The 15,643-nt window shown below is 70.0% G+C and carries 10 protein-coding genes; 8 read left to right on the top strand and 2 right to left on the bottom strand.

The annotated features are described in order from the left end of the window. Positions 1 to 348: 348 nt before the first annotated feature. On the bottom strand, positions 349 to 1,923 hold the full coding sequence (locus ACIBK4_RS26560) for a Na+/H+ antiporter (protein ID WP_398998204.1): 1,575 nt from the start codon (positions 1,921 to 1,923) through the stop codon (positions 349 to 351). Positions 1,924 to 2,106: 183 nt separating this feature from the next. Between ACIBK4_RS26560 and ACIBK4_RS26555 the strand changes: the two genes are divergently transcribed. Further along, positions 2,107 to 4,620 carry an ATP-binding protein gene (locus ACIBK4_RS26555; protein WP_398998201.1) on the top strand — a complete coding sequence of 838 codons (2,514 nt, stop codon included), beginning with the start codon at positions 2,107 to 2,109 and terminating at the stop codon, positions 4,618 to 4,620. A gap of 216 nt (positions 4,621 to 4,836) precedes the next feature. Here ACIBK4_RS26555 and ACIBK4_RS26550 read toward each other — a convergent pair whose 3' ends face one another. After that, positions 4,837 to 5,358 carry a hypothetical protein gene (locus ACIBK4_RS26550; protein WP_398998199.1) on the bottom strand — a complete coding sequence of 174 codons (522 nt, stop codon included), beginning with the start codon at positions 5,356 to 5,358 and terminating at the stop codon, positions 4,837 to 4,839. A 257-nt stretch (positions 5,359 to 5,615) separates the two neighbouring features. Between ACIBK4_RS26550 and ACIBK4_RS26545 the strand changes: the two genes are divergently transcribed. From ACIBK4_RS26545 to ACIBK4_RS26515, 7 genes are all read left to right on the top strand, one after another. Beyond that, complete coding sequence (locus ACIBK4_RS26545) at positions 5,616 to 7,457, top strand: APC family permease (protein ID WP_398998197.1); 1,842 nt, start codon at positions 5,616 to 5,618, stop codon at positions 7,455 to 7,457. Positions 7,458 to 7,702: 245 nt separating this feature from the next. Next, positions 7,703 to 7,792 (top strand): K(+)-transporting ATPase subunit F, encoded by a 90-nt coding sequence (kdpF, locus tag ACIBK4_RS26540; protein WP_016434100.1) that lies wholly within the window; start codon positions 7,703 to 7,705, stop codon positions 7,790 to 7,792. Positions 7,793 to 7,799: 7 nt separating this feature from the next. Then, complete coding sequence (gene kdpA / locus ACIBK4_RS26535) at positions 7,800 to 9,464, top strand: potassium-transporting ATPase subunit KdpA (RefSeq protein WP_398998195.1); 1,665 nt, start codon at positions 7,800 to 7,802, stop codon at positions 9,462 to 9,464. 38 nt (positions 9,465 to 9,502) lie between these two features. Further along, positions 9,503 to 11,599: a potassium-transporting ATPase subunit KdpB gene (kdpB, locus tag ACIBK4_RS26530; protein WP_398998193.1), complete on the top strand. Its 2,097-nt coding sequence runs from the start codon at positions 9,503 to 9,505 to the stop codon at positions 11,597 to 11,599. Between the two features lie 5 nt (positions 11,600 to 11,604). Beyond that, positions 11,605 to 12,273, top strand: coding sequence for a potassium-transporting ATPase subunit C (locus ACIBK4_RS26525; protein WP_398998191.1), 669 nt, complete (start codon positions 11,605 to 11,607; stop codon positions 12,271 to 12,273). 100 nt (positions 12,274 to 12,373) lie between these two features. Then, positions 12,374 to 13,057: a response regulator gene (locus tag ACIBK4_RS26520; RefSeq protein WP_393753855.1), complete on the top strand. Its 684-nt coding sequence runs from the start codon at positions 12,374 to 12,376 to the stop codon at positions 13,055 to 13,057. Position 13,058: 1 nt separating this feature from the next. After that, complete coding sequence (locus ACIBK4_RS26515; RefSeq protein WP_398998189.1) at positions 13,059 to 15,605, top strand: DUF4118 domain-containing protein; 2,547 nt, start codon at positions 13,059 to 13,061, stop codon at positions 15,603 to 15,605. Positions 15,606 to 15,643: the final 38 nt, after the last annotated feature.

Genomic DNA, 15,643 nt, shown 5'->3' with positions numbered 1-15,643 from the left:
TGGAGGGGGCGCATCAGGAAAGGGGGGATGGGGCTGGTTGGGGGCGCGTTGGGCTGTATGGGGGGTGCGGGGGGATGGGCGGGGGTGGTGGATACCCAGCGTTACGGGGGGCTGGGGGTTTTGTCGCACAGGGGGGTGGGGGGTCTGTTGAGGGGCGGGTGCGGGCTCGTTGTGGCTGGTCGCGCAGTTCCCCGCGCCCCTGGATGTTGGCGGGGGCCGGGGTGGGGTCGTGCGGGCCCGTTTGGCTTTGACGGCGGCGAGCTGTTGCCTTTCGCGCTCGGAACCTTCCCGCGGCAGCCGCGCTCACCGTCCTCGGGTTGCCGGCGCGGCTCGCGGAGTTCCGGTGACTCACGCGTCCGCCAGCCGCGCCTCCTCCAGGTCCAATGACCGCTGGAGTCGTCGACGTGTCGTGTCGCTGATGGCGTGGTCGTCGTAGAGGCGCTGTAGTTCGACTGTTTCTACGGCGATGAGGTCGCGGCGGAGTTGGCGGTAGACCAGGTCGGCCGACTCCGCGTGGGCCGCTTGGGTGGTGTTGTCGGAGAGGCGGTCTCGGGCGTCGTCGAGGCGGGCGTTGAGGCCGCGGCGGAGGCGGTCGAGGACGACGTCAGGGACCGCTTCCAGCTCGGCGAGTTCGTCGAGGCGGCGGATGCCCGCGTCGGCCAACCGGCAGCGGGCGGAGGCCTCTTCGCGTTCCGTGTGGTCGGGTTCGAGGGCGATTCCGGAGCGGCGGACGACCGGCGCGAGCGTGAAGCCCTGGACGACCAAGGTGACGACCACGACCGATGTGGTGAGGACCAGGACCAGGGGGCGGTCGGGCAGGGTGGTGCCGGTCTTGGTGACCTCGGGGATCGACAGGGCCGCCGCCAGTGGGAGGACGCCTCGGGTGCCCGCCCAGGTCAGGACCATCGGGACTCGCCAATTCACCCTGTGTACCCCGCCCTTGCGCTGGACCACCGCCGACAGCGGCGCCAGCCACAGCAGGCGTACGGCGATCAGGGTGCCCGCCACCGCGAGCGCGTACAGGGGCCATGCGCGGTCGCCGTCGGACAGGGCCCGGACCTGCGCGGGGAGCGCGAGGCCGATCAACGAGAACACCACGCTCTCCAGCAGGAACACCACCGTGCCGTAGACGGCGTGCAGTTGGAGCCGGATGCGGGCGTTGGTGAGGCGGTCGCCGCGGCCGCCCAGGACAACTCCCGCCACTACGACCGACGTTACGCCGGACGTGTGGGCGCCCTCTGCCAAGACGTAGGCCGCGTACGGGGTGACCAGGGAGATCACCGTCTCCAGGACCGGGTCCTCGGTGCGTCGGCGGATCAGGGTGACGACGTAGGCCACGGCCGCTCCGATGACCGTGCCGCCGCCCGCGAGGACGACGAACTCCCCGCCCGCCGAACCCCAGTTGGCCGCCGCCGACGTCACGGCGATGGTCACCGCGACCCGGAACAGGACGAGTGAGGTGGCGTCGTTGAAGAGGGACTCCGCCTGGACGAGGACCTGTACCCGGGGCGGCAGCGCGAGCCGGCGGCCGAGCGCGGTGACGGCGACCGGGTCGGTGCTGGCGAGGACCGCGCCGAGTACGAACGCCATCTGCCAGGAGAGGGGGGTGACCGTCGACGCCACCCAGCCGACCGCCGCCGCGGACGCGAGGACCAGGCCGATCGCGAGGATCCCGACCGGCTTCCACACCGCCTTCAGCTCGCGCCACGACATGTCCTCGGCGCTGGCGTAGAGGAGGGGTGGGAGGACGACCAGGCCGATCACGTCCGGGCTGATCTCGATCGACGGAGTGCCCGGCAGCAGCGCCACGGCGAGACCGGCGACCACGAGGAGGGAGGGTGCGGGGATCCGCCAGCGGCGGGCGAACGTCGCCACCAGCGTCGCGAGTACCACGAGTGCCAGAACCGTACCGACGCCGCGCATGCCGTCCCCTTGTGGTCTTGGACGAGCCCATGCGGACTCCCCGCCGACCAGACTTCCCGGCACACCGCGCTCACCCTAACCCGGCCGGATGCCGTCAAGACAGTGTCAACGTCCTCGCGGGCGGCGCCAGAGACGCGTCAAGAAGCCTGCCTGACGCGCTGCGGGGCGCTTGTCTGGGAGGCGATGAACGACGTACGACGCGGGCGACTGAAGGTCTACCTCGGGGCGGCCCCGGGTGTCGGCAAGACCTACCGCATGCTCGACGAGGCACGGCGCCGGGCCGCTCGCGGCGCCGATGTGGTGGTGGGGTTCGCCGAGTGCCACGGGCGACCGCTGACCGAGGCGATGCTCGACGGCCTGGAGGTGGTGCCCCGGGCCCAATGTGCTTACCGGGGTGGGTACTTCGAGGAAATGGACCTCCCCGCGGTGCTCGCGCGCCGTCCCGAGGTCGCCGTCGTCGACGAGTTCGCGCACAGCAACGTCCCGGGCGGCGGACGCAACGCCAAGCGCTGGCAGGACATCGACGTGCTGCTCGCCGCCGGCATCGACGTCGTCACCGCCGTCAACGTGCAGCACCTGGCCTCCCTCAAGGACGTCGTCGAGAAGATCACCGGGGTCCCGCAGCACGAGACGGTGCCCGACGACGTCGTACGACGGGCCCGGGAGATCGAGTTGATCGACATGCCGCCCGAGGGACTGCGGCGGCGCATGGCGCACGGCAACATCTACACACCGGAGAAGATCGACGCGGCCCTCGCCAACTACTTCCGGCCCGGAAACCTCACCGCCCTACGGCAGTTGGCGCTGCTGTGGGTCGCCGACCGGGTCGACGAGGCCCTGCACACGTACCGCGCCGAGCATGCGATCGGCGGGGTGTGGGAGACCCGCGAGCGGGTGGTCGTCGCCCTCACCGGCGGCCCGGAGGGCGACACGCTGATCCGGCGCGCGGCCCGCATCGCCGACCGGTCCGCCGGCGGCGATCTGCTTGCCGTGCACGTGGCCCGCAGCGATGGACTAGCCGCCGGGGTGTCCCACGCCTCGCTCGCCCGGCAGCGGCGCCTCGTCGAGGACCTCGGCGGCAGCTACCACTCGGTGGTCGGCGACGGCGTCGCCACCGCCCTGGTCGACTTCGCCCGCACCGAGAACGCGACCCAACTCGTCCTGGGCACCAGCCGCAGAGGCCGACTTGAGCGGTTCCTGACCGGTCCCGGCACGGGCGAGACGGTCACGGAACTGAGCGGTGACATCGACGTCCATCGGGTCACGCACGAGCGGGCGGGCCGCGGCACCCTCCTGCCCTCCCGCCGCCGTACGCTCTCGACCGCACGCCTAATTGCCGGTCCCGTGGCGGGACTTGTGCTGCCGGTGCTGCTCACCGTCGGCCTCGCCCAGGTGCGCGGCACGGTCAACCTCACCAGCGAGGCCCTGCTGTTCCTGCTCGCCGTGGTCGGGGTCGCGTGCATAGGCGGCGTGGCCTCGGCGGTCATCGCGTCCGTGACGGCCTCGCTGCTGCTCAACTACTGGTTCATCCCGCCCATCGGCCAGTTCACCCTGGACGACCCCAACGCCCTTTTGGCGCTAGGGGTGTTCACGGTGGTCGCGGCGACCGTGGCCGCCGTCGTCGACCGTTCGCTACGACTGTCCCGGCGCTCGGCGCGTGCCACCGCCGAGGCCGAGACGATGTCCTCCCTCGCGGGCAGCATCGTGCGCGGCGGCCAGACGATCCCGGCGCTGCTGGAACGCACGCGGGAGACCTTCGGCACGGACTCGGCGGAGCTCGTCGACGAGCCACCGGATCATGAAGTCGGGGTCGGTGTCACCACCGTTCCCGCCGGCCCCGGCGCCTATCTGGTCCTGCGCGGACGCACCCTGTCATCCTCGGAACGGCGGGTGCTCGCCGCCTTCGCCGCGCATGTCGGCTCCGCCGTCGAACGGGCCCAACTCGCCGAAGCCGCCGCCGAGATCGAGCCGGTGAAGGCCGCCGACCGCTTGCGTACGGCACTGCTGCGGGCCGTTGGGCACGACTTGCGGACGCCGCTCGCGGCGGGGTGGGCGGCCGTGACCTCGTTGCGCGGGCGGGATGTCGAGTTCTCCGCGGAGGACCGGGACGAACTCCTTGCCACCGCAGACGAGTCCATGGCCAAGCTCAACCGACTGCTGGAAAATCTCCTCGACTTGAGCCGCCTCGAAGCGGGCGTCCTGCCGCTGAGCCTGCGGGCCACGAGCCTGGAGGAGGTGTTGCCCATGGCCCTCGCCGATGTACCCGATGTGGATCTGCGTGATGTGGAGTCGATTCCGCCGGTGCTCGTCGATCCGCCGTTGCTGGAACGCGTGATCGCCAACCTCGCCGGCAACGCGGCGCGGCACACCCCGGCCGGGCGGCGGGTCATGGTCACCGCGAGTGCGCTGGGCGGGCGGGTGGAGCTGAGGGTCGTGGACCGCGGGCCCGGTCTCCCAACTACCGGACGCGAGCGCCTCTTTGAGCCCTTCCAGCGGCTCGGCGACACGGACAACACCACCGGGCTCGGGCTGGGCCTGGCCCTCGCGCGCGGCCTCACCGAGGCGATGAACGGGACGCTCACTCCCGAGGACACCCCGGGTGGCGGGCTGACGATGGTCGTGTCTTTGCCGCTGGCCGAAGGGGTGAGTCAAGCGGACGCGGCGACGGTCGCCTCAACTCCGAACCGGGCCTCGTGAATTCACCGGGGGCCGTTGTTCCGGGTCGGGCGGTCTGGGGGCGGCTCGGCCGTGGTCGTGTCTTTGCCGGCGGCCGAAGGGGCGAGTCCTCCGGACGCGGCGACGGCCGTCCCAGCCCCCAGGTCGGCACCGCAACTCCCCACCGGGCACTGTGAATTCCGACGGCGGCGACTACGCCAACTCGGGACCGGACACCGTGAATCCAGCCCGCGGCCGCTACTCCAGGCCGGACACCTTGAACACGGTTTCCGCGGTCTCGCGCTCGACGCGTTCCGCGACCCGGCGCAGCGCGGTCGCCCCGCAGGTGAGCGAGCCGGAGGCCACCGACTTGCGGGAGCCCTCGGAGACGCGGTGCCACAGGTCGGGGTTGTGCACCAGCACATCGGGGTCGATCTCGACCCGGCCGCCCAACTCGTCGCGCAGGACCAGCCGTTGAGAGACCCCGTCCAGACAGCGGACGGACACCAGCCGGTCCGTGCGGACGCGGCGCTCGCGCAGCAGCCCGCGTGAGGAGAGCCAGCCCTCGCCCGCGCGGACCCGGGCCGGGTACAGCACGACGAAGAGCAGCACGGCGAGGGTCAGCCACAGCGCGCCGCGCCACAGGGTGAGACGGCCGCTCAAGTGGTCGACGAGCAGCAGGAGTCCGAGCAGCGCGCCCGCGCAGCGCGACGTGTCGCGCAGGTCGCGTCTCCATCGGCGGTCGTGCGCGGACGCGGGTGCGTCGTCGGGGCGTCCCATGGTGGCGACGGTAGGGACTCCGGGCGTACGGAAGCCGGGCCTTGACGCGACTCTGACGGGCGGGCGGTGCTTCTTGACGCCCTCGCAACGGCGGAGGGCAGTTGCCCTGGTCACACGGTCGTCAAGTTCGCGTCAAAGAACGCGTGTTCGGCGCGAAGAAGACGCAAGGAGAAGAGGAAACCGGCCACGGCGGGACAGAACCTGAAGCGCACTCGCGCGGTCCCGTCACCGCGTCCGTACGTGAAGGAGCCACCAGCATGACCGTTCTCGCTGTCCAGCCGGGCGCCACGCCCGCCGACGAGGAGCCCCCGGATACCGGCGAACGCCACCGGTTGACCGCCCTCGCCGGGTTCGCCGCCCTCTCCCTGGACGCCATGGCGTCGGTGGCCTACGGCCCCGAGGCGATCGTCCTCGTGCTGGCCGCCGCCGGCGCGCACGGGCTCGGCTTCACCCTCCCGGTCACGCTCGCCATCGCCGCTCTGCTCGCGGTGCTCGTCGCCTCGTACCGGCAGGTCATCGCTGCCTTCCCGGACGGCGGCGGCTCCTACGCCGTGGCGAAGACCCACCTCGGCGCGCGGACCAGCCTGGTGGCGGCGGCCTCGCTGGTGCTGGACTACGTACTGAACGTCGCGGTCGCCGTCACGGCCGGTGTCGCCGCTCTGACCTCGGCCTTTCCGGGGCTCTACGACGACCGGCTGTGGCTCTGCCTCGCCGTGCTCGTGCTGGTCACGGCGGTGAACCTGCGCGGGATCGTCGAGTCGGCCCGCGCCTTCGTCGTGCCGACCGTCGTCTTCGTCGGCTCCATCCTCGTGCTGATCGCGGTCGGCCTGTTCCGGTCCGCGCCGGTGAGCACCGCGACCGCCGACGGACACGCCTCCGCGCTCGCCGACAACGCGACGAGCGTCGGCACCCTGCTATTGCTGAAAGCTTTCGCCAGCGGCTGCAGCGCCCTCACCGGCGTCGAGGCCATCGCCAACGCCGTGCCCTCCTTCCGCGCACCCCGAGTGAAGCGGGCCCAGCGTGCGGAGGTCGCCCTCGGCGCGGTGCTCGGCGTGATGCTGATCGGCCTCTCGGTGCTGATCTCCCGCTTCCACCTCCAGCCCGTCCAGGGAGTCACCGTCCTCGCCCAGCTCGCGGACGCCTCCCTCGGCCACAACTGGGCTTTCTACGTCATCCAGTTCGCGACGATGATCCTGCTCGCCCTGTCCGCGAACACGTCCTTCGGCGGGCTGCCGGTGCTGCTGAAACTGCTGGCCCGCGACAACTACCTCCCGCACGTCTTCGCCCTCAAGGCCGACCGCCAGGTGCACCGGCACGGCGTGCTCGCGCTGGCCGCGGTCTCGGCCGCCCTGCTGGTGTTCTCCGGCGGCGACACCAACACCCTCGTGCCGCTCTTCGCGATCGGCGTCTTCGTCGGCTTCACGGTCGCCCAGGTCGGCATGGTCCGGCACTGGCGCGGCGAGCGCGGCACCGGCTGGCGCGGAAAAGCCCTGCTGAACGGGTTCGGCGCGCTCCTCACCGGCGTCGCGGCGGTCGTCGTCACCGCGACCAAGTTCGAGGAGGGCGCCTGGCTGATCGTGATCACCCTGCCGCTGCTCGTGCTCGCCTTCGAGACCGTGCACCGCACGTACGCGCACATCGGCGAACGGCTCGGCCTCGGCCGCATCCCGGAGCCCCCGCACCGGGACCGTTCGGTGGTGATCGTGCCGGTCTCGTCGCTCTCCCGCCTCACCTCTGAGGCGCTGACGGCAGCGGCCTCCCTCGGCGACGAGGTACGCGCGGTTACTGTCTGCTACCCGGACCTCGAGGACCGCGCCCACCTCCACGCCCTGGAGCGCGCCTGGGCCCAATGGGACCCCGGCGTCCCTCTGGTCCAACTCCCCTGCGAGCGCCGCACGTTGGGCCGCCCGATCGCCGCGTACGTACGCGAGGTGTCCGCGACGGAACCGGACACCCGGGTCACCGTCCTGATCGCCGAGGTGGAGCCGGTACGGCTGTGGCAGCGGCTGCTGCAGAACCAGCGGGGGGCTGTCGTCGCCCATGCGGTACGACGGGACACGGATGCGGTGATCTGCCGGCTGCGGTTCCGGCTGTTCTGAGCCCCCGCCCCGGCGCACACACCCGGTTCACGGCGGTCGCCGTAAGAGTCCCGTCAAAGCCGTATGCGTCGCCGTAAGGGACCCGTCAACGGCGGCCGAATCCGGTCACGGGCGCGGTTACCTCTAAGCGTCCGTTCCATTCGAACCTCATTCCAGGAGTTCACGATGGCCGATCTGGCCTTCGTCGTCACCACGATCGCGGTCTTCGCGTTGGTGGCCCTCGTCGCCAAGGGGGTGACGAAGCTGTGACCGCCGAGAACATTGTCGGCCTCGTCGTGGCCGTCGCCCTGCTGGGCTATCTCGTCCTCGCCCTGATCTTCCCGGAGAGGTTCTGAGAGCGATATGGGTCCCGTCCTCGCCGGTGTGCTCCAGCTGATCGCGCTCATAGCGGCGCTGGCGCTCGCCTACATCCCCCTCGGCACCTACATGGCCAGGGTCTACTCCTCCGACAAGCACCTGCGCGTCGAGAAGTGGATCTACAAGGGCATCGGTGCCGACCCGAACACCGAGATGCGCTGGCCGGCGTATCTGCGCGGCGTGCTCGCCTTCTCGGCGGTCGGGGTTCTCTTCCTCTATCTGCTTCAGCGGATTCAGGGCATCCTGCCCGGCTCGCTGGGGTTCTCCTCGGTCAATCCGGCGCAGTCGTTCAACACGGCCGCGTCGTTCGTGACGAACACCAACTGGCAGTCGTACTACGGCGAGCAGACCATGGGTCACGTCGTGCAGACCGCCGGTCTGGCCGTGCAGAACTTCGTCTCCGCGGCCGTCGGCATCGCGGTGGCCGTGGCTCTTGTACGCGGCTTCGCGCGCTCGCGTACCGGTGAACTCGGCAACTTCTGGGCCGACTTGGTGCGCGGTGTCATCCGCATCCTGTTGCCGCTGTCCGTAGTCGCCGCGCTCGTGCTCGTCGCCTGCGGTGCCATCCAGAACTTCTCCGGGATCCACGAGGTCGGCCAGTTCATGGGCGGCCACCAGCAGTGGAACGGCGGCGCGGTCGCCTCGCAGGAGGCCATCAAGGAAGTCGGTACCAACGGCGGCGGTTACTTCAACGCCAACTCCGCCCACCCCTTCGAGAACCCGACGCCCTTCACCAACCTCTTCGAGATCTTCCTGCTGTTGGTCATCCCGTTCGCGCTGACCCGCACCTTCGGCGTGATGGTCGGTTCCATCAAGCAGGGCTACGCGATCCTCGCGACCATGGCCACCATCTGGGTCGGCTTCGTCGCCCTGATGATGTGGACCGAGTTCGCCCACCACGGCGCGGCGTTGCAGGCCGCGGGCGGTGCGATGGAGGGCAAGGAACAGCGGATCGGCGTAGGCGCCTCCTCGATCTTCGCGGTGTCGACCACCCTGACCTCGACGGGCGCGGTGGACTCGTTCCACTCCTCGTTCACCGGTCTCGGCGGCGGAATCACCATCCTGGGCATGCAGTTGGGCGAGATCGCACCCGGTGGTACCGGCTCCGGCCTCTACGGAATGCTGATCATGGCGGTCATCGCGGTGTTCATCGCCGGGCTGATGGTCGGCCGTACGCCCGAGTACCTGGGCAAGAAGATCGGCACCCGCGAGATGAAGCTCGCGGCCTGCTACATCCTGATCACCCCGGCCCTGGTACTGATCTTCGCGGCCGCCTCCATGGCGCTGCCGACCCCGCCGCACTCGATGCTGAACTCCGGCGCGCACGGCTTCTCCGAGGTGCTGTACGCCTTCACCTCCGCCGCGAACAACAACGGCTCCGCCTTCGCGGGTCTGAACGCGAACACCGACTGGTTCAACACCATGACCGGGCTCGCGATGGTGCTCGGCCGCTTCCTGCCGATGGTGTTCGTGCTGGCCCTGGCCGGCTCGCTCGCCGAGCAGAAGCCGGTGCCGGTCACGGCAGGCACCCTGCGCACCGAAAAGCCTTTGTTCACCGGCCTGTTGGTGGGCGCGATCCTCATCATCACCGGTCTGACCTACTTCCCGGCGCTGGCACTGGGACCGCTGGCCGAGGGGCTGGCGTCATGACCACCCGCACAGACAACCAAGAAAACCAAGAGGACTCGATGTCCACTGCCACTCCGGCCCGGGCGCCGCACAGCGATGTGCCGACCGGTCACAAGGACGAAGGGCGGGTCGGCGCGGGCCTGTTCGACCCGAAGCAGCTGATCAAGTCCCTGCCCGACGCGTGCCGCAAGCTGGACCCGCGGGTGATGGTCAAGTCGCCCGTGATGTTCGTGGTGTGGATCGGCTCGGTGCTGACCACGATCTTCTCCTTCAAGGACCCGGGTGACTGGTTCGGCTGGGCGATCAGCGTCTGGCTGTGGCTGACCGTGATCTTCGCCAACCTGGCGGAGGCCGTCGCCGAGGGCCGCGGCAAGGCGCAGGCCGACACCCTGCGCAAGGCCAAGACCGACACGGTGGCCCGGCGCCTCACCGGCACGACCGAGGAGCAGATCCCCGGCACCGAGCTGCGCATCGGCGACCTGGTGGTGTGCGAGGCGGGCGACATCATCCCCGGCGACGGTGACGTCGTAGAGGGAGTGGCGAGCGTCGACGAGTCGGCCATCACCGGCGAGTCCGCGCCGGTCATCCGCGAGTCCGGCGGCGACCGCTCGGCCGTCACCGGTGGCACGAAGGTCCTCTCCGACCGCATCGTCATCAAGATCACGACGAAGCCGGGCGAGACCTTCATCGACCGGATGATCGCCCTGGTCGAGGGCGCCGCCCGGCAGAAGACGCCCAACGAGATCGCGCTCAACATCCTGTTGGCGTCCCTCACCATCGTCTTCCTGCTGGCCTGTGCCACGCTGCCGCCGTTCGCGGACTACGCGGGCACCCACCTCACGATGATCGTGCTGGTGGCCCTGCTGGTCTGTCTGATCCCGACGACGATCGGCGCGCTGCTCTCCGCGATCGGCATCGCGGGCATGGACCGGCTGGTGCAGAGGAACGTACTGGCCATGTCCGGCAGGGCAGTTGAGGCCGCGGGTGACGTCTCGACCCTGCTGCTCGACAAGACCGGCACCATCACCCTCGGCAACCGCCAGGCGTCGGAATTCGTGCCGGTCACCGGCACCACCGAGGCCGAACTCGCCGACGCCGCCCAGCTCTCCTCGCTGGCCGACGAGACGCCCGAGGGCCGCTCCATCGTCGTCCTGGCGAAGGAGAAGTACGGCCTGCGGGAGCGCCACCAGGGCGAGTTGGCCCACGCCGAGTGGATCGCGTTCACCGCGCAGACCCGTATGTCCGGCGTGGACGTCGACGGGCGCAAGATCCGCAAGGGCGCGGCCGGTTCGGTCGTCACCTGGGTCCGGGAGCGGGGCGGCGAGGTGTCCGAGGACGCCGGCGCGCTCACCGACCGGATCTCCGCGGCCGGCGGCACCCCGCTGCTCGTGGCGGTCGAAGACACCGACGGCGCCCGGGTGTTGGGCGTCATCCACCTCAAGGACGTCGTCAAGGCGGGCATGCGCGAGCGGTTCGACGAGCTGCGCCGCATGGGCATCAAGACCGTCATGATCACGGGTGACAACCCGCTGACCGCCAAGGCGATCGCCGAAGAAGCGGGCGTCGACGACTTCCTCGCGGAGGCGACTCCCGAGGACAAGATGGCCCTCATCAAGCGGGAGCAGGCCGGCGGCAAGCTGGTCGCGATGACCGGTGACGGAACGAACGACGCGCCCGCGCTGGCCCAGGCGGACGTCGGCGTCGCGATGAACACCGGTACGTCGGCCGCGAAGGAGGCCGGCAACATGGTCGACCTCGACTCGAACCCGACCAAGCTCATCGAGATCGTCGAGATCGGCAAGCAACTCCTCATCACCCGGGGCGCGTTGACGACGTTCTCGATCGCCAATGACGTCGCGAAGTACTTCGCGATCATCCCGGCGCTGTTCGCGGCGGTCTACCCGGGCCTGGACAAGCTCAACATCATGCACCTGGCCTCGCCCGACTCCGCGATCCTCTCCGCGGTCATCTTCAACGCGCTGGTCATCATCGCGCTGGTCCCGCTCTCCCTGCGGGGCGTGCAGTACCGGCCGGTCAGCGCCGACAAGATGCTCCGCCGCAACCTCGGGATCTACGGCATCGGCGGACTGATCGCCCCCTTCATCGGCATCAAGATCATCGACCTCCTCATCTCCCTCATCCCCGGAATCGGCTGATCGGCATGAACAACTCGGTATCCAACACAGCCCGGTTGCTCTGGGCGGGCCTACGCGCCCTGCTCGTGCTGACCCTGGTGACGGGCGTCGTCTACCCGCTGGTCGTCACCGGGATCGCCCAGGGGATCTTCCCCGGCAAGGCGAACGGCTCGGAGATCAAGTCGGAGGGCAAGGTCGTCGGCTCGTCCCTCATCGGGCAGTCGTACAACCTGCCGTTGAAGAAGGGGCAGGAGACCCCGGACCCGGATCTGAAGTGGTTCCAGGGCCGGCCGCAGAACGGTCTCGGCGCCAACAGCATCAACACCCAGTACTCGTTGATCCTCTCCGGTGCCACCAACCTCTCCGCCGACAGCAAGGTCCTCCTCCAGCAGGTGAAGGACGCCAAGGCCGCGGTCATCAAGGACAACTCGGTGCCCGGCTACACGGTCAAGGCGTCCCAGGTGCCCGCCGACGCGGTCACGTCCTCCGGCTCCGGCCTCGACCCGGACATCTCCCCGGCCTACGCGGACCTCCAGGTCCACCGCATCGCCGAGAAGAACGGCCTGTCCGTCGCCCAGGTGCAGAAGCTGGTCGACGAGCACACCGACGGCCGCACCCTCGGCTTCATCGGCGAGCCGACGGTGAACGTGCTGGAGCTCAACATCGCGCTCAAGTCCCTTGTGACGAAGAGCTGATGGCGTTACACGACCGGCAGGGGAGTCGGCGGCCCGGAGGAGATCCCGGTGCCGCCGACTCCCGCCGCCATGCCAGGGACCACACGAAAGGCACACCCCCATGACTCGGGTGCTGGTGGTGGAGGACGACCCGCAGCTCGTACGGGCCCTCGTGATCAACATGCAGGCCCGGCAGTACGGCGTCGACGCCGCCCCGGACGGCGCCACCGCGCTCCGGCTCGCGGCGGCGCGGCAGCCGGACGTCGTGATGCTCGACCTCGGGCTGCCCGACATGGACGGCGTCGACGTCATCAAGGCGCTGCGCGGCTGGACCCGGGTCCCGATCCTGGTGCTGTCGGCCCGGCAGGCCTCCGACGAGAAGGTCGCCGCTCTCGACGCGGGCGCCGACGACTACATCACCAAGCCGTTCAGCATGGACGAACTCCTCGCCCGGCTACGGGCGGCGGTCCGCCGCGTCGAGGACGTGCCGCTCGCCCCGACGACCACCCTCGTGACCACCGACGACTTCACCATCGACCTGCTCGCCAAGAAGGCCACCCGCGACGGACACGACATCCGGCTCACCCCCACCGAGTGGCATCTGCTGGAGATCCTGGTCACCAACCCCGGCCGCCTGATCACCCAGAAGTACCTGCTCCAGGAGGTGTGGGGGGTGACCCAGAGCAACAAGACCAACTATCTCCGGGTCTACATGGCCCAGTTGCGCCGCAAGCTGGAGGGGGACCCGTCGAGCCCCCGCTATCTGATCACCGAGCCCGGCATGGGCTACCGCTTCGAAGGATGACATGGGACGCGGCAAGCTCCGGATCTACCTCGGCGCGGCACCGGGCGTCGGCAAGACGTACGCGATGCTGTCCGAGGCGCACCGGCGGATCGAGCGGGGCACCGACTGCGTGGTCGCCTTCGTGGAACACCACAGCAGACCCCGCACCGAGGTGATGCTGCACGGCCTGGAGGAGATCCCGCGCCGTGAACTCGCCTACCGGGACACGACGTTCACCGAGATGGACGTCGACGCGGTCCTCGCCCGCCACCCCGAGGTCGCCCTCGTCGACGAGCTCCCGCACACCAACATCCCCGGCTCCCGCAACGCCAAGCGCTGGCAGGACATAGAGGAGTTGCTGGCGGCGGGCATCGACGTGATCTCGACCGTCAACATCCAACACCTGGAATCCCTGGGCGACATCGTCGAGTCGATCACCGGGGTTCGGCAGCAGGAGACCGTGCCGGACGAGGTCGTGCGCCGCGCCGACCAGATCGAACTGGTCGACATGTCACCCCCCGCGCTACGACGCCGGATGGCCCACGGCAACATCTACAAACCGGACAAGGTCGACGCGGCCCTCTCCAACTACTTCCGGCCCGGAAACCTCACCGCGCTACGGGAGTTGGCGCTGCTCTGGCTCGCCGACCGGGTCGACGCCTACCTCCAGGAGTACCGCAGCGAACACCGCGTCTCGGCGATCTGGGGTTCCCGTGAGCGGATCGTCGTAGGACTGACCGGCGGCCCCGAGGGACGCACCCTGATCCGCCGGGCCGCCCGCCTCGCCGAAAAGGGCGCGGGCGGTGAGGTGTTGGCCGTCTACATCTCCCGCAGCGACGGGCTGACCTCGGCCTCCCCGAAGGAACTCGCCCAACAGCGCACCCTGGTCGAGGACTTGGGCGGCACCTTCCACCACGTCGTCGGTGAGGACATACCGGCAGCCCTGCTGGACTTCGCGCGCGGGGTCAACGCCACCCAGATCGTCCTCGGTGTCTCCCGCCGCAAGGGCTGGCAGTACGTCTTCGGGCCCGGCGTCGGCTCGACGGTCGCCCGCGAGTCCGGCCCCGATCTCGACGTCCACCTCATCACGCACGACGAGGCGGGCAAGGGACGCGGACTGCCCGTGAACCGGGGCACGCGGCTCGGGCGCGCCCGCATCGTCTGGGGCTGGCTGGCCGGAATCGCCGGACCGCTGCTGCTCACCTGGCTGTTGAGCGGTGTCGCCCCCGAAGTCGGCCTGGCCAACGACATGTTGCTGTTCCTGTCCCTGACGGTGGCGGCGGCCCTGCTCGGCGGACTCTTCCCCGCACTGGCCTCGGCGGCGGTCGGATCGCTGCTCCTGAACTGGTACTTCACCCCGCCCGTCCACACGTTCACCATCGCCGACCCCAAGAACATCGTCGCCATCGCGATCTTCGTCGCCGTCGCGGTGTCGGTCGCGTCGGTGGTGGATCTGGCGGCCCGTCGCACCCATCAAGCGGCCCGCCTGCGCGCCGAGTCGGAGATCCTCTCCTTCCTCGCGGGCAATGTGCTGCGCGGCGAGACCAGCCTGGAGGCGCTCCTGGAACGGGTCCGGGAGACCTTCGGCATGGAGTCCGCCGCCCTGCTGGAGCGCGCGAGCGACGTCGAACCCTGGACCTGCGCGGGCAGCGTGGGCCCCCGCCCCTGCCAGAACCCGGAGGACGCGGACGTCGACGTACCGGTCGGCGACCACATGGCCCTCGCCCTCTCCGGCCGGGTCCTGCCCGCCGAGGACCGCCGCGTCCTGGCCGCCTTCGCCGCGCAGGCAGCCGTAGTCCTGGACCGTCGCCGTCTCCGCGAAGAGGCAGACCAGGCAAGGGCGTTGGCCGAGGGCAACCGCATCCGCACGGCACTCCTCGCCGCCGTGAGCCACGACCTGCGCACACCCCTCGCCGGCATCAAAGCGGCGGTGTCCTCGCTCCGTTCGGAGGACGTCGCCTGGTCGGAGGAGGACCAGGCCGAGCTGCTCGCCGGTATCGAGGACGGCGCCGACCGCCTCGACAACCTCGTCGGGAACCTCCTCGACATGTCCCGCCTCCAGACCGGCACGGTCACCCCGATCATCCGCGAGGCGGACCTCGACGAGGTGATCCCGATGGCGCTGGGCGGGGTCCCCGAGGACAGCGTCGAACTCGACATCCCCGAAAGCCTGCCCATGGTCCCCGTCGACAAGGGTCTGCTGGAACGCGCCGTCGCCAACATCGTCGAGAACGCGGTCAAGTACAGCCCGGAGCGAACTCCCGTCCTGGTCAAGGCAAGTGCCATCGCCGACCGCGTCGAGATCCGGGTGATCGACCGCGGCCCGGGCGTCCCCGACGAGGCCAAGACCCGCATCTTCGAACCCTTCCAGCGCTACGGCGACGCCCCGCGCGGCGCCGGAGTGGGCCTCGGATTGGCGGTCGCGCGCGGCTTCACCGAAGCCCTCGGCGGCACGCTGAGCGCCGAGGACACCCCCGGCGGCGGCCTCACGATGGTGCTCAGCCTCCAACTCACCCCCGCGCGACACCTTGCCGACGCCCCCGGAGCCACCTACAGTCCCGCTCCGTAACGTTCGTCAATCGGCCCGAAACATTCGAACCGGGCCGG

Source organism: Streptomyces sp. NPDC050528, assembly GCF_044457795.1.
GTDB lineage: Bacteria > Actinomycetota > Actinomycetes > Streptomycetales > Streptomycetaceae > Streptomyces.
The sequence above is the reverse complement of the archived record's forward strand: the minus strand, read 5'-3'. Positions and strand labels throughout refer to the sequence as shown.

Excerpts from the sequence above, each read along its gene's own strand:
- ACIBK4_RS26560 (WP_398998204.1), bottom strand. The coding sequence starts at position 1,923 with ATGCGCGGCGTCGGTACGGTTCTGGCACTCGTGGTACTCGCGACGCTG.
- ACIBK4_RS26555 (WP_398998201.1), top strand. The coding sequence starts at position 2,107 with ATGAACGACGTACGACGCGGGCGACTGAAGGTCTACCTCGGGGCGGCC.
- ACIBK4_RS26550 (WP_398998199.1), bottom strand. The coding sequence starts at position 5,358 with ATGGGACGCCCCGACGACGCACCCGCGTCCGCGCACGACCGCCGATGG.
- ACIBK4_RS26545 (WP_398998197.1), top strand. The coding sequence starts at position 5,616 with ATGACCGTTCTCGCTGTCCAGCCGGGCGCCACGCCCGCCGACGAGGAG.
- kdpA (WP_398998195.1), top strand. The coding sequence starts at position 7,800 with ATGGGTCCCGTCCTCGCCGGTGTGCTCCAGCTGATCGCGCTCATAGCG.
- kdpB (WP_398998193.1), top strand. The coding sequence starts at position 9,503 with ATGTCCACTGCCACTCCGGCCCGGGCGCCGCACAGCGATGTGCCGACC.
- ACIBK4_RS26525 (WP_398998191.1), top strand. The coding sequence starts at position 11,605 with ATGAACAACTCGGTATCCAACACAGCCCGGTTGCTCTGGGCGGGCCTA.
- ACIBK4_RS26520 (WP_393753855.1), top strand. The coding sequence starts at position 12,374 with ATGACTCGGGTGCTGGTGGTGGAGGACGACCCGCAGCTCGTACGGGCC.
- ACIBK4_RS26515 (WP_398998189.1), top strand. The coding sequence starts at position 13,059 with ATGGGACGCGGCAAGCTCCGGATCTACCTCGGCGCGGCACCGGGCGTC.